The 19,213-nt window shown below is 39.2% G+C and carries 15 protein-coding genes and 3 pseudogenes; 9 read left to right on the top strand and 9 right to left on the bottom strand.

The genetic code is table 11. The features are described from left to right. The first annotated feature begins 58 nt into the window (after window positions 1–58). Complete coding sequence (locus tag V8V91_RS22375) at window positions 59–307, top strand: hypothetical protein (RefSeq protein WP_373397293.1); 249 nt, start codon at window positions 59–61, stop codon at window positions 305–307. A gap of 54 nt (window positions 308–361) precedes the next feature. Here V8V91_RS22375 and V8V91_RS22370 read toward each other — a convergent pair. Continuing rightward, a pseudogene (locus V8V91_RS22370) lies at window positions 362–2,844 on the bottom strand (DPP IV N-terminal domain-containing protein). A gap of 243 nt (window positions 2,845–3,087) precedes the next feature. On the opposite strand from V8V91_RS22370, the pseudogene V8V91_RS22365 reads away from it, so the two are divergent. From V8V91_RS22365 to V8V91_RS22355, 3 genes and pseudogenes are all read left to right on the top strand, one after another. After that, a pseudogene (locus V8V91_RS22365) lies at window positions 3,088–3,953 on the top strand (UDP-2,3-diacylglucosamine diphosphatase). Window position 3,954: 1 nt separating this feature from the next. Continuing rightward, window positions 3,955–4,134 (top strand): hypothetical protein, encoded by a 180-nt coding sequence (locus tag V8V91_RS22360; protein ID WP_373397292.1) that lies wholly within the window; start codon window positions 3,955–3,957, stop codon window positions 4,132–4,134. A 232-nt stretch (window positions 4,135–4,366) separates the two neighbouring features. Next, window positions 4,367–5,077 (top strand): glycosyltransferase family protein, encoded by a 711-nt coding sequence (locus V8V91_RS22355; protein WP_373397291.1) that lies wholly within the window; start codon window positions 4,367–4,369, stop codon window positions 5,075–5,077. A 13-nt stretch (window positions 5,078–5,090) separates the two neighbouring features. On the opposite strand, the gene V8V91_RS22350 is transcribed toward V8V91_RS22355, so the two are convergent. Together V8V91_RS22350 and V8V91_RS22345 are read right to left on the bottom strand one after the other, a co-directional pair. After that, window positions 5,091–7,301, bottom strand: a complete 2,211-nt coding sequence (locus tag V8V91_RS22350) for a M56 family metallopeptidase (RefSeq protein WP_373397290.1) — start codon at window positions 7,299–7,301, stop codon at window positions 5,091–5,093. After that, window positions 7,298–7,666 carry a BlaI/MecI/CopY family transcriptional regulator gene (locus tag V8V91_RS22345; RefSeq protein WP_373397289.1) on the bottom strand — a complete coding sequence of 123 codons (369 nt, stop codon included), beginning with the start codon at window positions 7,664–7,666 and terminating at the stop codon, window positions 7,298–7,300. The genes V8V91_RS22350 and V8V91_RS22345 overlap by 4 nt, the downstream gene beginning before the upstream one ends. Window positions 7,667–7,971: 305 nt before the next feature. On the opposite strand from V8V91_RS22345, the pseudogene V8V91_RS22340 reads away from it, so the two are divergent. Next, window positions 7,972–10,643, top strand: a pseudogene (locus V8V91_RS22340) (glucosidase). Then, on the top strand, window positions 10,615–11,217 hold the full coding sequence (locus tag V8V91_RS22335) for a ribonuclease HII (protein WP_373397288.1): 603 nt from the start codon (window positions 10,615–10,617) through the stop codon (window positions 11,215–11,217). Before V8V91_RS22340 ends, V8V91_RS22335 begins: the two are co-directional and overlap by 29 nt. 47 nt (window positions 11,218–11,264) lie before the next feature. Here V8V91_RS22335 and V8V91_RS22330 read toward each other — a convergent pair whose 3' ends face one another. The 6 genes from V8V91_RS22330 to tsaD all read right to left on the bottom strand — a co-directional run bounded on the left by V8V91_RS22330 (window position 11,265) and on the right by tsaD (window position 14,554). Beyond that, a complete protein-coding gene (locus V8V91_RS22330; protein ID WP_373397287.1) occupies window positions 11,265–11,390 on the bottom strand; it encodes a hypothetical protein in 126 nt (41 codons plus the stop codon). A 41-nt stretch (window positions 11,391–11,431) separates the two neighbouring features. After that, window positions 11,432–11,737: a hypothetical protein gene (locus V8V91_RS22325; protein ID WP_373397286.1), complete on the bottom strand. Its 306-nt coding sequence runs from the start codon at window positions 11,735–11,737 to the stop codon at window positions 11,432–11,434. Window positions 11,738–11,799: 62 nt separating this feature from the next. Continuing rightward, complete coding sequence (locus V8V91_RS22320) at window positions 11,800–12,309, bottom strand: HNH endonuclease (protein ID WP_074223120.1); 510 nt, start codon at window positions 12,307–12,309, stop codon at window positions 11,800–11,802. Window position 12,310: 1 nt separating this feature from the next. After that, window positions 12,311–13,108, bottom strand: coding sequence for a hypothetical protein (locus V8V91_RS22315; protein WP_373397285.1), 798 nt, complete (start codon window positions 13,106–13,108; stop codon window positions 12,311–12,313). After that, on the bottom strand, window positions 13,071–13,538 hold the full coding sequence (smpB, locus tag V8V91_RS22310) for an SsrA-binding protein SmpB (protein ID WP_074223118.1): 468 nt from the start codon (window positions 13,536–13,538) through the stop codon (window positions 13,071–13,073). Before smpB ends, V8V91_RS22315 begins: the two co-directional genes overlap by 38 nt. Window positions 13,539–13,540: 2 nt before the next feature. Next, window positions 13,541–14,554, bottom strand: a complete 1,014-nt coding sequence (gene tsaD / locus V8V91_RS22305; protein WP_373397284.1) for a tRNA (adenosine(37)-N6)-threonylcarbamoyltransferase complex transferase subunit TsaD — start codon at window positions 14,552–14,554, stop codon at window positions 13,541–13,543. 29 nt (window positions 14,555–14,583) lie between these two features. Here tsaD and V8V91_RS22300 point away from each other — a divergent pair, with 29 nt between their 5' ends. From V8V91_RS22300 to V8V91_RS22290, 3 genes are read left to right on the top strand one after another with little or no spacing between them, the layout of a single operon-like run. After that, window positions 14,584–15,099 carry a hypothetical protein gene (locus tag V8V91_RS22300; RefSeq protein ID WP_373397282.1) on the top strand — a complete coding sequence of 172 codons (516 nt, stop codon included), beginning with the start codon at window positions 14,584–14,586 and terminating at the stop codon, window positions 15,097–15,099. Window positions 15,100–15,158: 59 nt separating this feature from the next. Continuing rightward, on the top strand, window positions 15,159–17,351 hold the full coding sequence (locus tag V8V91_RS22295; protein WP_373397281.1) for a hypothetical protein: 2,193 nt from the start codon (window positions 15,159–15,161) through the stop codon (window positions 17,349–17,351). Next, window positions 17,348–19,207, top strand: coding sequence for a translocation/assembly module TamB domain-containing protein (locus V8V91_RS22290; protein WP_373397280.1), 1,860 nt, complete (start codon window positions 17,348–17,350; stop codon window positions 19,205–19,207). The genes V8V91_RS22295 and V8V91_RS22290 overlap by 4 nt, the downstream gene beginning before the upstream one ends. The last annotated feature ends 6 nt before the right edge of the window (window positions 19,208–19,213 follow it).

Genomic DNA, 19,213 nt, shown 5'->3' with positions numbered 1-19,213 from the left:
AAGAAATGCCAAGGCCAAAAAAACACTAAGCTCCATTGAGAAACTTCTCCAAAAGAAGGTGACACATCAAGACATTCCTACAGGACCAATCGTCTTTCAAACCCTAATAAACTGTGAAGGAATGGCAAGTGATTATCAATTATTATCCTGTAATTCCGAAACTGCCTTCGTGTGTAAACAAGTGCTGGAAATTTTTCAGAAAGAAATAGCATGGGATGCTGGAAAACAAAAAAATCGAAACGTGGATGTACTGATGAAAGTGGCCATAAAATTTGAAGAAGGCCAATTTAGAATCATATTGACCTAAAAAAGCCTGATTCTTCATGAATCAGGCTTTTTGGGATCTCTGGAAATTTTAGAGCTATTTTGTTTGGGCTTTTTCCCGTTGGAATTCCAACATATCCACAGGAGGCGGTGTATTATCTCCCAATAAATGCTGCACAAAATAATCTCCCATCCTCCAGAAGAAATACTCGGTCATATCACCGTAACCATGTCTTTGGCCAGGAAGCATTACAAAGTCAAAGCGCTTTCCTGCCTTGATTAAAGCATTCGCCATCCGAATGGTATTCGCTGGATGCACGTTGTTATCCACATCTCCGTGAGAAAGCATCAAGTGCCCTTTTAGATTTTTGGCAAGATCTGGGTTCTTCTCGATCTGGTAGACAAAAGTAGTATCCCCTTTAGGAGAAATTTGCTCTTTCACGCCATGGTGCTTTTCTGACCACCAACGATTATAAATATTGTTTTCATGATTTCCCGCTGAAGAAACAGCTACTTTGAAAATGTCAGGATAGACCAACATGGCAGCAGTGGACATGAATCCACCTCCTGAGTGACCATGGATTCCCACTTTGGATTTATCAATGAAATCATGTCGATCTGACAATTGTTCTATTGCAGCCTTTTTATCTGCTAAACCATAATCTCTCAAATCTCCATAACCATAGTTATGATACCATTTGGATCTTCCAGGATGCCCTCCTCTGTTACCAAGAGTGATCACGACAAAACCAAATTGAGCCAATCGATCTGTTCTGTCCAATCTTGCAGAAAAAGATTTGTTAACAGCCTCTGTCTGAGGACCAGGGTACACATATTCGATCAAAGGGTATTTGCGGGTTGAATCAAAATCAAAAGGCTTGTACATTACCCCATACAAATCGGTGATCCCATCATCTGCTTTAAAGGTAAATGGTTCTGGGAATTGATATCCTGCAGCAAACAATTGAGATAAATCCGCCGTTTCCAAATCCATCACTTTCGACCCATTTCTATCTTTCAATTCAGAAACTGGGGTAGTATTCACCCTCGAATAGGTGTTGACAAAATAGGTTCCGCCATCATTCATATCTGAAGAATGGTTGAAATCTCCTTTATTTAATAGGGTGATCGCACCTCCATCTAAACTCACGGAATACAAATGTTCATAGTAAGGATCCTCTCCTTTTTCTCTTCCATTCGCAATGAAGAACAATCTTCTTCCTTTATCATCTACTCGCTCCACCCGGTCGGTATGAAATACACCTGAAGTCAACTGTCTTTTCAAGGTCCCATCTTTTCCATAAAGGTAAAAATGCCCCCAGCCGTCACGCTCTGACCAGAAAATCAACTCCTCTCCTCCGTTCACCAATTCAGGACGGCTTAAGTCTATATAGGTATTGCTACGCTCTTCAATCACCACCTCTTTTTCTCCAGTTGCAAGGTTCCATCTCGCGATGTCTACTCTCTTTAGGTCCCTGGAAGTGATCCCAAAATAAAATTCATCTTCATCACCTAACCATGTTGCAGCTCTAAAATCATCATCTCTTGCATTTGCAGGAGCTGGAGTGGACCAAAGAGAAATCGTTTGATCTTTAAAAGTTCCTACAGGCAAATTCTTCAACTCTTCCGTATCAAAAGAATAATGGTATAAGTAGACAATAGATTGCTCCTTTTCCCCGGGCATGGCATATTTATAAGTCTCCAAAGTAGGGCGAGGATCTCTTGTATTATGAAGTACCCACAGGTCCTTTACTTTTCTATCATCAGACCGGGTAAATACAAATTGGGTAGAGGCTTCATTCCAAAGCACTCCTACTCGCTTTCTTTTATCTTTATTTTTCTCGACTTCCACATTGTCTTCTCCTCTGCCACTGAAGCCATAACCAAAGTCTTCCTCTCCATCAGTAGAGATTTGATGCTCCACAATAGTACTGTCTTTTTCATCTTTAACAGCCTTCAAGAAATTCTCTTTATCCATCCAAAATAGGTTATGATGCTTTGCAAATACCACTTTGGATGAATCAGGAGATATAGAAGCCCAAGACAACCTTTTTGGATCTTCTTCTGCATCGGTGATTTCTACCAATTGCTGATTACCGATATGGTATTCAAAAACAAAGGTTTTTTCTCTAGAGAATCTTTTGCGTTTTTATTTTTCTCCTTGATTTCAGCCCAGTCTTTTTTCAGGACTTCTTCAGTGCCTTTTATCTTGAACCGGATGGTGTTTTCATCCTCTAAAAACTTTAAATCATCTAAATCCAGGTGCTGCCCATCTACCGGATCTTTCATGATTTTGGTGATTTCCATGGCCAGTTTATCCTTGTCAAAAAGGCTGGATTTAGTTTTCCGTGCTGGGTCTACGATGTACCAGTTATTTCCTTCACTGGTTTTGTATTCATACCAAAACCGGTCGGACTTTTTCAACCAATGTGGAGACACAGCAGTTGAGAATACCATCTTCCTCATTTTTTCAGGCGAAAACCGAGCGGCCAATTCATAATTGCCTTGATAAACTTGTTCCTGGGCAATAGCGCCTGAGAGAATCAGGAATAACGTTGAAAAGAGTAATAGTTTCTTCATAGGGTTTACATTTGAACCAATAAATCTAGGGTGAAAGTGAATTTTTTATACCACCATTAGTATAATAATTGGGAGGGTCCCTCGTAGTTTTGAACAAATTATCCAGTTCATACCGATTTTTAATCTTGGCTTAATTTTATCATCACACTAAACTGGAAAGCCTTCATAATCATAGCTTTTTGATAAAACCAATTTCATTCTTAGTTGATTTTCGGTGTATACATTGAGATCAAAACAAGAAGTGTGAAAACCAAATTCAAAACAATCGTCGTTTCTGATGTGCATTTGGGAACGAAAGGCTCCAAAGCCAAAGAAATTTCCAGATTCTTAAAGATGTATGAATGTGAAAATCTAATCCTGAATGGTGATATAATCGATGGTTGGCAACTCAAAAAATCAGGCTCTTGGAAAAGGAAACACACACGATTTTTTTATAGAATTATAAAAATGATAGAAAACTCGGGTACAAAAGTTTTCTATCTCCGGGGAAATCACGATGATTTTTTAGATCAAATTTTACCTCTTCAAATTGGGAATCTCTCCATCCAACTAGACATGATTTATGAGAGTAATGGTAAAAAATACTTCATCACACATGGAGATGTTTTTGATAGCATTACTACAAATTTGAGGTGGATTGCCTACATAGGAGATGTGGGCTATACCTTTTGCTTTGGCTTAACCGGGTGGTCAACTATTACAGGTACAAAAGAGGCCTTCCTTATTTTTCCTTATCAAAATATGTCAAAGGAAAAGTGAAATCCGCCGTTTCCTACATTGATCAATACGAGGAAGAATTAGCCAAAATGGCGAAGGCTAAAGGTTGTGATGGAATCATTTGTGGACATATTCATAAAGCCGAAAACCGAATGATTGATGGGATAGAATACCTGAATTCGGGAGATTGGGTAGAAACCATGAGTGCATTGGCAGAGGACCATGAGGGGAATTGGCAATTGATTTATTACAATGAAATCAACTTCAAGTCCTCCGAAGACCATGTAATACTCCCTGTTCAAAATCCAACACACCAAATCATTCCATTCAAGGAGGTATCCTTTAACAAATCGGATGATCCAGATTTGGAAAATCCTTCATTTAGGTTGTAAAATGAAATTCTTATTCATCATCCAAGGGGAAGGCAGAGGACATTTGACCCAAGCAATTTCCTTTTCAAAAATGTTGGAGGTCCAAGGACATCAACTCACGGGAGTCATTGTTGGGAAAAGCAAAAGGAGGATTATCCCGGATTTTTTATTCAGCAGATTTCTGCAAAAATCCATCCCATAGAAAGTCCGAATTTTGAAACTGACAAAGGGGAAAAAAGAATTCTGATCGGAAAGACCATTACCAAAAACCTGAGGAAATCACCCGTGTATTTCAAAAGTCTCCAGCAGATAGATGAACTAGTTAAAACCACTGAACCAGACATCATCCTTAATTTTTACGATTTGCTTGGAGGATTATACAATGCTTTTTCCGTCCCAAAGCCCATTTCTGGGTAATCGGACACCAGTACCTGATGTATCATCCTTCCTTTAAATTTGCCAGGTCTGTTGCTTTTCAGAAAGAACTATTTCAGCTCAACACCTGGCTGACAGCTCTTGGAGCAGATAAAAAAATCGCGTTGGCATTCAAACCGTTATCCAAAATTCATGGACACAAACTGGTAATTGCGTTGCCCCCGCTTCTTCGGGAAGAAGTCAAGCACCTACAACCACGATCAGGCAATTTTATCTTGGCATACATGGTAAACCCCGGATATGCATCAGAAGTCATTTCTTTTGCCAAAAAATACCCACATCTGCGAATCAAGGCCTATTGGGATAAAAAGAAAGCGAAGGAAACTGAAAATCCACTTCCTAATCTATCCTTTCATAAAATCCATGACAGGCATTTTTTGGAAGATATGGCAGCATGTAGCGGATTGGTTTGTACCGCAGGTTTTGAATCTGTCTGTGAAGCATTGTTTCTGAAAAAACCGGTGATGGTAATCCCGGTTAAAGGCCAATACGAACAAGCTTGCAATGCACTAGATACGGTGGAATCAGGAGTAGGCATCTCCTCTAAAAATTTTGACTTTGGAAAACTTGAAGCGATGATTGCTTCCAATCAAAAAAAAGAGGATGAATTTCAGGAGTGGGCAGCCAAATGGAATGTCATCCTCAGTCAGATTTTGCCAAAAACAAAAATGACTGAGCCAGTAATTGAACTTACCCAGTCATTTTCATAACGTATTTTTTCTGTTAGCAACCGGCAAAGGCCCGTTGCTCCGGCGTCAGTTCATCTACAACCTTGAAAGTTAATTGGCCATTTTCATTCAAGGGAATGAAGGGATAGTTGACACGTTTAACCTGTCGTCTTTGGACTGGATTCATAGCCATATACTGTTCTTGCATGCCATTGTAAAGCTCATACATGTAAGCTCTCTCCTCTTGGGTTTTGTTGGAATATTTCCTCCCTTCCATTCTTATCCACTCATATTTGAGGTAGAGCTGATGATAGGCCTCCACCTTATCTTTAGTAGCAGGCGGAGGCGGAGGTAGTTGACTTTTTTCTTCAGCGGTCAAATTCTCAGCAAGTTTGTAATACACCTTACCATTGGCTTCCAGTTTAAGATAAGGAGCAAAAGGATGCGTAGGCCTTTTTACAGTGCCTTTCAGTTCCAGTGGAATCCTGAAATACAAACTTCCCAATTCGGAGAATTGCGCTTGTAACTTTTGCTGCTCGTCTTCAGATCGGCTTACAAAATGAGTTCCTTCGGTTCTATTTTTTTCGTATTGGTCATGAAGCTTTTTATAGTTTTGTATTGCACTTAATTCTTCCTCTTTCTCTTCTTTAGGAGGATAATCTTCATGTTCTCCCAGATAAAATATAGTTATTCCTTTAGTTGCTTTACCAAATCCTGACTTTTCACCAAAAGCGTTTTCAAAACCTTCTTCGGTGTATAGAGAAACTTGATGTGCTTGCGGAAATCTTTCAGATCGGGCATTGTTATGCACAAAACTATCTGTATAGTAGACAAAATCCGATGGATTTCTTTTATCCAAAACTTCGTTTTCTGAAACTTTACCATCAATCCAAATCGCAAATTCATTTTTATTTTTCCAGGACTCAAATTGCTGGTTGCTAGGCACTTGATAGACTGGCTTGCTCGGAGGATCCATTAAACCTGCTTTCAAATCTTCTGACAATTCATCATAGGTTTTTTCGATCTCTTCTCCATCTTTAGAGCGCAAAATGAAAGTGACATTCTTGTAAAACTCATCTTTAGATGACTTGCTTACCTGAAGTTCAGGCTTTTGGTAATTAATCTTTCGAAAATCACTTTCCCTTAAAATCCTTTGAAAATCCTGAATCACTCCCATTTTCACTGCTGAGTTGGCAATGATGTTAATAATGGATTTTTCCTTGTCTAGCTCTTCCAAAATTCCTGGTAACTGAGAAAGTTGATAATTTTTATCTTGATAAACGAAGCTTCCATCACTTTTTAACGTAAAGGATTGATCGATTTCATCGGAAGAAAGCACTTTATCTTGCTTCACTTTTTCCAGTTCTTGATGTGCTGTCACCTTCTCACTAAACACATATACTATCGCCCCTAATACCGGAATCAACACAAGAAGTTTGACCCCTTTAAAAATTGGATTGGATTTCTTCTTCATCATTTCTAATCTCTTTTTGGTTAAAGAAAAATTTAAACTGCTCACCAGAGAATTGTGAGTATTGGTAAGCGTCATGGAAAGTAAAAGACGCTGATAGGCTTGGATTGAAGTGGATTTTAAAGCTACCTGATCTGCTATAAATTCATGATTAAGACGGATTGACTGCTTGGCAAAATAAAGCCCAGGATGAAACCAGAGCGGAATCAACAACAATTCGATAAACAAAACATCCCAGCTGTGACCTTCCTTGACGTGAGTCAATTCATGCTGGAAAATCTCCTCAGAAAACTCACCTGATTCATAGGTATTCTTTGACACAAATATGTATTTCAGAAAGGAATAAGGAAGCGTATTTTCTTCCAGCAATACCACTGGATAACCTTTGAAACAAACCGTTACATTTCGATGGATTTGATTGAAGAGAATCCGGATATTCTGAAAAAACCGAATCAGGAAAATCAAGCTTACCAGCAAATAGGCTCCTAATAAAATCTCCGACCAAGGAAAAGTTTTAGACGTTTGAACCTTCACTGATGGGCTGTCAAATGTCTGTACAGGAAATTCGTATTCCGATTGGAATACCTGAGGTTCAAATGCGGTAGGTTCAGGTAGTACAATCGGCTCTTCTGACGCAACCTCCACTACATATAGAGGAATCAAAAAGGAAAACACTACCGCTCCCAACAAATAAAATCTGTTAAAGCGATGAAGCACTTCCTGCTGCAGGAATAGTTTGTGAAACAAAAGCAACAGTACTAAGCAAAGCATGGATTTTAACAGGTATTCCATCATTTCTTTTTGTTTAGTTTTCCATCAATAATTTCTTTTAATTCCTCCAGTTCGGCTTCTGTGAACTCTGCCTTCTTGGTAAAGAATGAAGCAAACTGTGCAGGAGAATCATTAAAAAAGTTTTTGATCAATCCTTTCATATGTTTGGAAAAATAATTCTCCTTGGAGACCAAAGGATAATATTCCCTGGATTTACCCTTGGTATTGTAGGCCACAAAGTCTTTGTCCTGCATCCTCTTTAATAAAGTAGAGATGGTAGTAGCTGCCGGTTTTGGGTCTGAGTACTCTTCCAACAAATCCTTCATAAATGCTTTTTTAAGCTTCCATAAATGATTCATTAATTCTTCTTCGGTGGGAGAGAGTTTCATAGGTTTATCTTTGATCTTCTACAAATGTAGAACATAATTTTAATTCTACAAATGTAGAACATAATTTATTTTTAAAGGATTGCCTGAAAATCAAGTAAAAGGCTTCATTTTTACGCCCTCAATAAAAGGAATGGCAGCTATAAACAGTATTCTGAATAGGATAATTTGAAGTAGGGAAATTGAATAATTCATGCATTTAATTGCCATTTAAAAAATAAACAACTGTTTCTTTAAACAGATAGTCGAATAATAGCCCATTATTCATATAAAATCATAATTTCGAATAATGCTCATTGGAGATTGATATGGTAGCTGAAAAATTACGTTTACAGGAAGATAGAGAGCGGATCAAGCATTGGAAGAAATGGGGCCCATATCTCACAGAAAGACAGTGGGGTACTGTTAGGGAAGATTACAGTCCTGATGGTTCAGCATGGGAAAATGTCACCCATGATGAAGCCAGAAGTAAAGCCTATCGCTGGGGAGAAGAAGGTATTGGAGGAATATCTGATTATAAGCAAAAGCTATGTTTAGCTTGGGGCTTCTGGAATGGCAAAGATCCATTTATTAAAGAAAGACTTTATGGGGTTACCGGAAATCAAGGGAATCATGGAGAGGATGTAAAGGAATTATATTATTACCTCGACTCTACCCCAACCCATAGTTATATGAAGATGCTTTATAAGTATCCTCAAGCCGAATTCCCTTACAAAGACCTTCTCGAAGAAAACCTAAAAAGAGGCAAAACTGATCCCGAGTATGAATTATTGGATACAGGGGTTTTTGACCAAGATGAATACTTCGATATTTTCATCGAATATGCTAAAAATGACGCTGAAGACATTGTAGCCACAGCTACCATCCATAACAGAGGTGCAGAAAAAGCATATATCTGTGTCATGCCTACGATTTGGCTTAGAAAAACATGGTTTACGGGGCATGAGCCCTTTTTGCCTAAACTGAGCAAGTTTAATGAAAACACAATTCGTGCATTCAGCCCGAAATCCGGAAATTATACCATTTCATTTGAAGGGGAGCCTGAGTTTAAGTTTTGTGATAATGAGACCAATCGGGAAAAAATATACCATATCGGAAATGAAAAAAAATTTCTCAAAGATGCGATCAACGACTATGTAGTCGATGGTGACTCCAAACACATCAATCCTGAAAACTTCGGTACCAAAGCCTCTGCAATTTACCATTTGGAAATTTCCCCAGGTGAAAGCAAAACCATCAAACTTCGTTTAATGCACCAGTTTTCTGAAGATGCCTTGTCTTTCTGTGATGACATCATGGAAAAAGCCAAAGCGGAAGCAGATGAATTTTATGAGGAATTGCAAGAAAGGGTAACAGACCCGGACCTAAAGCGGATTCAGCGTCAGGCTTATGCAGGAATGATGTGGTCCAAACAGTTTTATTATTATGATGTAGAACGTTGGCTAGAAGGAGATCCCGGAAGATATGTCCCTCCTATTTCACGAAAAAAGGAAGAAACAGCAACTGGAAACATCTGCAAAATTACGATATCATATCCATGCCGGATAAGTGGGAATACCCATGGTATGCGGCTTGGGATTTAGCATTTCACTGCATTCCTATCGCCAGGATTGATCCGGATTTTGCCAAAGATCAATTGCTCCTATTGCTGAATGAATGGTATATGCATCCGAATGGGCAAATACCTGCCTATGAGTGGAATTTCTCGGACGTTAACCCTCCTGTACATGCTTACGCTGTGCAGCGGGTCTTTCAAATCGATAAAAAAGCAAACGACGGGAAAGCGGACTACGAATTTCTTGAAAGGGCTTTACATAAATTAATGCTCAATTTCACCTGGTGGGTAAACCAAAAAGACAGTGATGGGCAAAACATATTCGAGGGTGGATTCCTGGGCTTAGATAATATTTCTGTATTCGATAGAAGTCACGCCCAGCGTTATCAAGGTAAATTAGAACAGGCGGATGCTACCTCATGGATGGCTATGTTTTCGTTGAACCTGCTGAGAATCAGCCTAGACCTCTGTGAGCACAATAAGGTTTACCAGTTTACCGCTACAAAATTCCTAGAGCACTTTCTATACATTGCAGGAGCGATGAACAACATTTCCTCTGAAAGTATTTCTCTATGGGATGATGAGGATAGTTTCTTTTATGATGTCTTTCATGTGCCGGGCAAAGAATCTAAGCGTATGAAAGTAAGGTCCATCGTAGGATTGATTCCTCTATTTGCAGTGGAACCCATCCGGGAAGATCTATTCAATAAATTACCTGAATTCAAACAACGTTTGGAATTCTTCCTTCGGGAAAAACCAAAATTGGCCGCCTTAGTATCTAGTTGGATTCAACCGGGTTTTAATAGACGAAGATTATTTTCATTATTGAGGGGTCATAGAATGAAAAGTATTCTTCATAAAATGCTCGATTCAGATGAATTCTTGAGTGAATACGGGATTCGATCGCTTTCAAAATATCACTTGGAACACCCGTATGCCATGAAAATTTCAGGAGACTTGCTTTCCGTCAAATATACTCCTGGAGAGTCTGATACGGTCATGTTTGGAGGCAACTCAAATTGGAGAGGCCCCATTTGGTTTCCAATCAACTTCCTAATCATAGAGTCCTTAAAGAAATTTGACTTCTACTACGGAGGAGATTTTTCGATTGAATATCCAACAGGTTCTGGAAGATATATGACCATGGACATCATCGCCAAAGAGCTTTCTTACCGATGTATGAAAATATTCATGCGTGATGAAAAGGGAAACCGGCCGGTTTATGGAAACATAGAGAAATTTCAAAAGGATCCTCACTTCAAAGATTATATTCTATTTTATGAATATTTCCATGGAGACTCTGGTCTAGGCCTAGGCGCCTCCCATCAAACAGGATGGACTGGATTGGTAGCAGAGATGATTCATAAATACTACAAAATAAGAGAAGATAAAGAGCATGACTCTAAAACCTTATTTAGAAGCTAATCGAATAGAAGCTGGATGTGATGAAGTAGGTAGAGGTTGTTTGGCAGGCCCTGTCGTAGCGGCTGCGGTAATCCTCCCTCAGGACTATTCCAATCGCTGGATCAATGATTCCAAAAAACTAGGGAAACGTCAGAGAGAAGATCTGATTGAAGAAATAAAAGGGAAGTCCTTGGCCTGGAAAATTGCCGAAGCATCTGTAGAGGAAATTGATCGAATCAACATTCTGAATGCCTCATTCCTGGCCATGACCAGGGCGGTGCAGGGGCTATCCATCCTTCCCCAACATCTTCTAATTGATGGAAACAGATTTAAATCGAAACTAACCTTGCCTTATACCTGTGTGATTAAAGGGGATGGTAAGTTTACCAGTATCGCCGCTGCATCCATTTTAGCCAAAGTGCACCGTGATCAATTCATGGAAAAGTTGGCAGAAGAATTCCCTCACTATGGATGGGAACGAAATGCAGGGTATCCTACCAAAGCCCACCGAACTGGAATAGAAGAACATGGGGATTGTATCTGGCATAGAAAAAGCTTTAGGCTCTTAAGTAACCAGATGAAAATGGAATTGTAAAAATTAATTTTAAAAAAAAGCAAGCCAAGAAATTGGCTTGCCTAAGTTTATAAAAAAGGAATTGAGGGTCTAATTTTCTTTTTCTTGATGATCCTTTCAAATACCAATTTCCCTGCTCCATTTCCATTGGAAGAAACAGGCTCTAACACAAGTCGATTTCCGTCAAACTCCATGATTTTTGCCTGTTTGCTATCTTCTCCTTCTAGGATCGTTATTACATGATCTTCACTGATTTCGATTTTGGCTTTTTCAATACAATCTCCTGGTTTACAAAATCTGTATATGCCAAACTATCTCCTTCCAGGAATTTATACACCGTATTTTCTAATCTGTAATTGATTTTTGTTTCCAAGTTTGCACGAAAGGCAGCACTCGAGCTCAGGTACTGAGGAGAAGTTTTGATCTTTTTGATTCCATCAAAATCAACAAGCTGCCATTCTCCAATAAGTTCTTGGTATTGAATCTGCGACCAGCCCAAAATAACTGACAATAACAGGGTGTAAATAAAAGAAAGGTTCATGCTTTCTTCAAGGCAATTATTTTGCCAAAAAATACAGGATGGAATCAGAAAGGCATTTGGGATCAATGCACTGCTTTACTGGCTAAAAATGGCAACCACTCTTCTGCTTGTCTTTCAGCATATTCGGATAGAAAGAAGGATAACGTAGGTCTAAAAGGTTGGTTTTTAAGCGTTAATCCAGCCTGCTCAGGAGATTTATCTCCCTTATTTACATTGCATCGATGACAGGCGGTCACCAAATTCATCCAGTTGGTTTTTCCACCTTTGGACCTAGGAATTACATGATCAATGGTCAGGTGCCTCTTACTTCCACAATATTGGCACTCTCCGTTATCTCTCCTAAACAAATTGGACCTATTTAGTAGTACCCCTCGATAGGGTATGTTTTTATAAGAAACCAAACGAATCACCGCAGGATATTCGAAACTTCGACTAACTGTCCGGATTTTGAGAAGCTCGTAAGTAGAAAGACAGTTGGCTTTTTCCATCAATACCAGAACTATGGCTTTTTGTACAGGAACTACCGCAACTGGAGAATGATCCAAGTTTAATACCAATACTCTTTTTTCCATGTTAACTTACTATTGAGTGGCCTTTCAAAACATATTGTTTACTCGAATTGTTTATCTGAATGCTTTCCCATTCATCGATATCAGAAATCCTCATTTTCCCATCCATCCAGAGTACTTCTTCTGCTCCTAAATACATGGACACTTGAGAAACTTTGGTTTCTAAATCTTTGAAAATAAACAAATCTCCCGGGATTACCTGCTCAGGATCAATCATTTTTCCCTGCATTTTATCTAAGGTCCATCGGTATCCAGCAGCAGCGTAGATTAGTTCAAACCCTTTTATTTCATCCAATCCAAAAATACTTCTTCCACCAGACTGGTAGGGTGCATTTAAGTATTTTAACGCAATTTCCAGTAATTCCTCTCGGCCTGCTTTGACAGCATGACTACGAACAGTTCCGGTAAATCCGATATGATCTTGCCAGTTAAACAATTCTATTTCTGAAAAATGAAGACGGCTGCCTGGTAGCAAGTATAAGTTGGATCCCAAATATTCGATTACTGCGATAGGACTGGTAACCACTTGAAAATCCTGACTTAGAAAATTCTGGTAATCGGAAGGTTGAATGGTTTTGATTGATTTGGAAGTAATCCATCCTTCCAATCCTGTATCCTCATGAAAAATTTTATACCAACTTTGATCAGGATTGATCGCTTTGACTTGATAACACTCCCCAAAAAGTAATTGGGAGATAAGCGCAGATTCAAAGGTAGGTTTTCTATAGAGCGGTAAAATGGTCTGGCGGCATATACCAAAGACATCAGTCAAAGGCCATTCGCTGGATTTCTCTTTTCGCATCTTTTTCTTTCAGGTCATGTCGTTTATCATGAAGCTTTTTGCCTCGACCCAAGGCAATTTCCATTTTTGCTAAACCTCGGTCGTTTATAAATATACGAACAGGAATGATAGTCAGGCCTTTTTCTTGAGACTTAGTTTCTAATTTTTCAAGTTCTTTCTTACTTAATAGCAACTTCCTATCTCTCACGGCTTCATGATTATAGCTAGCTGCCATTGAATAAGGAGCGATATGCATTTGGCGTACATACAATTCTCCTCTCAGGAATACGCAAAAAGCCTCTGTCAAAGACACCTTTCCTTCCCGGATTGATTTTATCTCCGTTCCTTTCAACACCATTCCACAAACAAATTTCTCGATGAATTCAAATTGAAAACTCGCTTTTTTGTTTTTGATGTTTACGATCTTATCAAATTTACTAGCCTTCGCCATTTTTAGATTTTCATTTTTGCCAGCGGGGTTACATCATACGATGAAAACTCTCCTGCTAGGTATTTGTAATACGCAGCTATGGCAATCATACCTGCATTGTCTGTACAGTATTCAAATTTAGGGATGTACAGATTCCAACCTTTTTTGGTAGCCAATTCTTGTAGTGTTGTTCTTAAGCCAGAATTTGCAGAAACTCCACCAGCAATAGCAATTTCAGTCACCCCATATTGCTTGACCGCTTCCTTCAGCTTAATCTGCAGCATTTCAATCAATGTCCATTGAATACTGGCACAAAGATCCGCTAAGTTCTCCTCTATAAATTTCGGATTAGATTGAAGCTGATCCCTTAGGAAGTACAATACCGCAGTTTTTATACCAGAAAAAGAGTAATTCAGGCCCGGCATCCGAGTCACCGGAAATTTAAAGGCTTTGGGATTTCCTTCCTTAGCATATTTATCGATCAAAGGTCCTCCAGGGTAAGGAAGCCCCAAAAGTTTGGCTGTCTTGTCAAATGCCTCCCCTACTGCATCATCCTGCGTCTCTCCTATCACCTCCATATCCAAATAATCCTTTACCAAAACCAACTGGGTATGCCCCCCACTCACGGTCAGACAAATGAAAGGAAAGTTAGGTTTTGGATCATCAATGAAGTGTGCCAAAATATGGGCTTGCATGTGATTGACCTCAATCAACGGGATATTTCTGGCAAAAGCCAACGCTTTGGCAAAGCTCACACCTACCAACAGTGAGCCCATCAATCCTGGACCTCTGGTAAAAGCTACAGCCGAAAGTTGATCCAAGCTGATCCCAGCAGATAAAACAGCCTCCTGTACCACAGGGATCAGGTTTTCCTGATGTGCACGAGAGGCAAGTTCGGGAACCACACCTCCATATTTTTCGTGGACGGATTGTGTAGCGACAATATTATTAAGTACTTTGCCGTCTACTATTACAGAGGCAGAAGTCTCGTCGCACGAGGATTCAATTGCTAGAATAAAGTTATCGTTTGTACTCATTGGAAAAGAACGCGAAAGTTACGGATTTTTTGCACAAAGCGTTTCGTATAATCCTTTGGCTAGTTTTTTCTGTCTTACTTCTACTCATATTTCTGGCGATAAGCCTTCAAGTTACCTTCATTCAAAATTGGGCCCTGGACAAAGTAACCAATTATATCAACGAAAGAAGTGACTTTAAAACGGATATTGGTAAAATCACTTTAAACTGGTGGGATGCTGTCAAATTACAGGATGTGAAAATCCTGGATCATAAAGACAGCTTGATGATTGGTTCGGAGACAATTGAAGTAGATTTTGATTTAAACTCATTATTATCTCCCGGAAATCCTTCGCTTCAAGAAGTCAGACTTTCCAGACCAGACTTACATTTAATTACCCATCCCGAAGACAGCTTGATGAATCTTAATCTCTGGGTCATACAAATGTCAGAGGTTTTTGGTTCGGAAGTAGCTCAGGAGGAGGAGCTAAATTCGAAATCGGAAATGTTCAAATTCGAAATGGAACAGTATACATTGAAAATCTTAGCTATGATCCCTTTGAAGTAGGCTTTGACTACAATCATTTAAAATTTGATGGAGTATTCTGTAATGCCGAAAATTTCTATGTGGAGGGAGGAGAAATAGGAGTCAATGTAAAAATGATCACTGGAGTTGAATCTTCTTCAGAACTGGAAATCAAAGAATTAAAAACTGATTTCAAGTTTTCTCCGAAATTCATGGAGTTTGCCAACCTCAGCTTAAAATCTGATAAATCGCATATCAAGGATTACCTCCGGTTCGATATGCTGTCTGATTCCGCCCTCTCCAATTTTGTGACTGATGTAAAGATCACGGCCAACATGGAAGAGTCGAAATTGAATCTTACGGATTTAAGAAAATTTGCTCCGACTCTCCCTCAAATAGAGGATGAAATTTATCTGATTGGAGAAGTAACTGGAACCATTGCAGATTTTAAATCTGAAGAGTTCCTAATTCGCTTAGGTGAAAAAACAGCTTTGTTTGGAGCATTTGAACTAGAAGGACTCCCGGATATTGAGGACACCTATATCAATCTTTCTCTTCAGAATTCCACGGCTTTAGCTAAGGATTTAGCTCCTTACGTAAGCGAGGAAGTTCAAAAACAAATTTTCAAATTCAATACCATCCGTTTCAATGCGGATTTTGCGGGGTATTTAAGAAGGTTCAGTACCTCCGGTGACTTTCAAACTACCATTGGAGATATTGAAGGAAGGATCAATTTTGACATGGTAGACAACATGCCTTCCGTGGTTTCTAGGGTTACCATCACCAACTTAGATTTAGGGATACTTGCGGAAGACCGTGAACAATTCCAGAAAGTCTCACTAGATGGGAACGTGACATTGAAGGGAAATTCCAGAGAAAACATTCTGATCGGCTTGGATGCCCAAATTGATAAAGTAGGGTTTAGAAATTACGAATACAGTAATATCACCACCGATGCCACCTATGGATTAAATCTGTTCAAGGGAAATCTGGACATAGAAGATCCTAACCTTAAAATGCAAGCAACGGGTCTACTTAATCTAAATGAATCGATCGATTCTGTTCGGATGCAAATTGATCTGGATACTGCCTTTTTGGCGAATATCAACTTAACCAACAAACTCAACTTCCTTAGCGGCCACCTCAATATTGACACCAAAGGAATCAATATTGATGACATCCAGGGAATTGCCCGGTTTACTGATATGGCTTTAGGGTTTGAAGACCGTTTTTTGGAATTAGGAGATTTCAATTTTCAATCTCTTTTTGCCGGTGGGACACGGACCATGTCCATCAATTCTGATTATCTGGTGGCAGCTGCTTCTGGACAGTTCAACTTGGAACAGATCTATCAAGATCTGAATGTTTTATTAGACCAATACTTTGCAATTATCATCAATGAACCCCAGCCAGTAGCGGATCTAGAGACAGTCTTTTCAGAAACTTACAATTTGGACCTGAACATCCGCATGTTCAATGTCAATCCGATTGTCCAGCTTTTTGAACCAGATCTCTCAGTTTCCCGAAACACAATTCTAGAAGGTGCTTTCTACCAAACTCCAGAAAATACTGTATTCAACTTTTTCACAAGTATTGATACTCTTAAATACCAAGACAAGACTGCTTTTGCGACAAATATTGATTTTAACACCTCTAAAATCATCAATAGCGAAGAGATTTTGGCCTCTTTTTATATTTATTCCAAAGCTCAACAGGTAGGCAAAAGCGTAGAGTTTTCCAACCTGGGTCTTGAAGCAATCTGGGATCAAAATAAGGTAGCGCTGGACTTTACCTTGGATCAAGATTCAACCCAAAGTTCTGCCAGAGTAAATGCCAATGCCCAGTTTTCAGCTCAGAACACCCAAATCAATTTTGCTCCTTCTTCCCTAAAAGTATTGGATAGGGAATGGAAGTTTGTTAACGATAACCTAATCACCTTGACTCCAGGAGAAATAGATTTTTCTAATGTGAAGATCTTCAATGAAGATCAGTTCATCGCATTAGAAGGAGTCATCTCTGAGGATCCTGCCAAAGAACTTCAACTCTCTATCAACCAAGTCAATGTAGACATATTAAATACTTTAGTGCCTCAAGAATTTGAAGGAACGGCAAATGGGATTCTTAAAGTAGAAGATGTGTATGAAGCCCCTCTGTTACAGGGTGACATCAGTATTGATAGCTTACGAATTAATTCATTTCTAATTGGAAACTTAAGAGGTACAGCCAATTTGAACGGAGAAAATCTGGCTTTAAATCTCTCCAATACCAGAAATGGAAAAAGACCATCGATATGAATGGAAGCATTGAATTGGAAAATCAAGACATCCATATCGATGCCGTTTTAAGTGAAACCAACTTACTCATTTTAGAGCCTTTTCTTTCCAAATATGTTTCACAAATGGGTGGAAGTGTGACAGGTAATTTTCAAATCAGAGGAACTACCAAAGATCCTGAAATTCTAGGAACAGGAATAGTAGACAGTGGAAGATTACGTATCAACTATCTGAATACCAATTACCAATTGAATGGAAGTATTGCATTTATTCCCAATCAAATAAATTTTAAAGACTTGATCCTTCAGGATGTGAATGGAAACGTGGCTAATCTGAAAGGAGGAATCAACCACAGCGGATTCAAGGATTTTTATTTAAACATCAATTCCAACCTCACCAACTTCCAGGTGCTCAATACCACTTCCCGTGACAATGAAACATTTTATGGAAATGCCTATGTAACAGGAACCATTGAATTTTTGGGGAGTACCACCAATTTAGACATCAATGCAAGAGCGACCAGCCAACCCAATACCCGCATTTTCATTCCTTTGACAGATGATAATCGAATAGCTCAGGAGGATTTTATACATATTATCAATATTCAGGACACCGTTCGGATCCGCGAAGTAAATGAAGAAATCAATCGATTGGACATTGAAAACATTCGGATGAATTTCATCCTGGATGTTACTCCGGATGCTTTGGCAGAAATCATCATTGACCCAAGAACAGAGGAAGGGATTTCTGGAAGGGGAAGAGGAGTATTGACCTTAAATGTGGATACTCAAGGGAATTTCTCCCTGACTGGTAACTATGAAATCACCGAAGGGAAATACAACTTCTCACTTTATAACATTGTAAAAAAACAGTTCAATATACGACCCGGAGGAAGAATCACATGGTATGGAGATCCTTATGAGGGGGTCATGAATTTAGTGGCCGAATATAAAGACAATGTATCCATTCAGCCTTTGCTAAATGCTACAACCACTACAGATCCAGACAACACCCAATCGAATAGAAGATACCCTGTCAAAGTGATCATGGATTTGGAAGGAGCTTTATTATCCCCTGATATCAATTTCGGGTTTGACTTTTCCCAATTTCCATCCAGTGGAGACATCCAAACGACCATTTCAGCCTTCCAGAATAGAATTGCAAATGATGAACAGGAAAAAAACCGGCAAGTGTTTTCCGTGATTATGAGCCGATCCTTCTCTCCGGAAGGCCAATTTTCAGGGGTGGCAAACATCTCCTCAAGTTTAGGCCAGTTACTTTCTTCCCAACTCAATGCATTTTTAGGACAAGTGGACAAAAATCTTGAAATAGATGTGGACTTAGCATCATTGGATGCCAACACACTGGAGACCTTCCAGTTATCTGTAGCCTACACCTTTTTGGATGGACGTTTGAGGGTTTCTCGAGATGGGGGTTTTACAAATAATCAAGGAATTGCAAATGCCGCTTCCATTATCGGGGACTGGCAAGCGGAGTATTTACTGACAGAAGACGGAGTCTATAGGATTCGGATTTTCAACAGAAATAATTTCAACGTATTTACCTCCTTATCTCTTTCGAAAAACGTGGCGACCTATGGAGTTTCTGTCTCCCAAAATGTCTCTTTCAACTCTTTTTCTGAGCTTTTGCAGAAATTGACCCGAAAGAAAGATGAAAAACTCCGAATCAATGACACGGATGATTTCCTTCGTTATAATTATGAAAATGGAGAAAATTGGACTCCGATCAATTTGGAGAATCTGGAAAATAGATTGGACTCTTTAGAGCGAATCCGCCAATCCATTCCCGTCCCTGACTCGATACCCGCCAAGAAAGATTCTCTAAACATTTTCATTCAAAACAAGCTTTTCAAATAAAGTTTA

It is taken from the genome of Algoriphagus halophilus (assembly GCF_041729275.1).
Lineage (GTDB): Bacteria > Bacteroidota > Bacteroidia > Cytophagales > Cyclobacteriaceae > Algoriphagus > Algoriphagus halophilus_A.
This window is presented reverse-complemented; position numbering and strand designations above follow the sequence as displayed.

Excerpts from the sequence above, each read along its gene's own strand:
- tsaD (WP_373397284.1), bottom strand. The coding sequence starts at position 14,554 with ATGAGTACAAACGATAACTTTATTCTAGCAATTGAATCCTCGTGCGAC.
- smpB (WP_074223118.1), bottom strand. The coding sequence starts at position 13,538 with ATGGCGAAGGCTAGTAAATTTGATAAGATCGTAAACATCAAAAACAAA.
- V8V91_RS22325 (WP_373397286.1), bottom strand. The coding sequence starts at position 11,737 with ATGAACCTTTCTTTTATTTACACCCTGTTATTGTCAGTTATTTTGGGC.
- V8V91_RS22350 (WP_373397290.1), bottom strand. The coding sequence starts at position 7,301 with ATGATGGAATACCTGTTAAAATCCATGCTTTGCTTAGTACTGTTGCTT.
- V8V91_RS22360 (WP_373397292.1), top strand. The coding sequence starts at position 3,955 with ATGAAATTCTTATTCATCATCCAAGGGGAAGGCAGAGGACATTTGACC.
- V8V91_RS22355 (WP_373397291.1), top strand. The coding sequence starts at position 4,367 with ATGTATCATCCTTCCTTTAAATTTGCCAGGTCTGTTGCTTTTCAGAAA.
- V8V91_RS22330 (WP_373397287.1), bottom strand. The coding sequence starts at position 11,390 with ATGGAGTTTGACGGAAATCGACTTGTGTTAGAGCCTGTTTCTTCCAAT.
- V8V91_RS22290 (WP_373397280.1), top strand. The coding sequence starts at position 17,348 with ATGAATGGAAGCATTGAATTGGAAAATCAAGACATCCATATCGATGCC.
- V8V91_RS22320 (WP_074223120.1), bottom strand. The coding sequence starts at position 12,309 with ATGGAAAAAAGAGTATTGGTATTAAACTTGGATCATTCTCCAGTTGCG.
- V8V91_RS22345 (WP_373397289.1), bottom strand. The coding sequence starts at position 7,666 with ATGAAACTCTCTCCCACCGAAGAAGAATTAATGAATCATTTATGGAAG.
- V8V91_RS22335 (WP_373397288.1), top strand. The coding sequence starts at position 10,615 with ATGACTCTAAAACCTTATTTAGAAGCTAATCGAATAGAAGCTGGATGT.
- V8V91_RS22315 (WP_373397285.1), bottom strand. The coding sequence starts at position 13,108 with ATGCGAAAAGAGAAATCCAGCGAATGGCCTTTGACTGATGTCTTTGGT.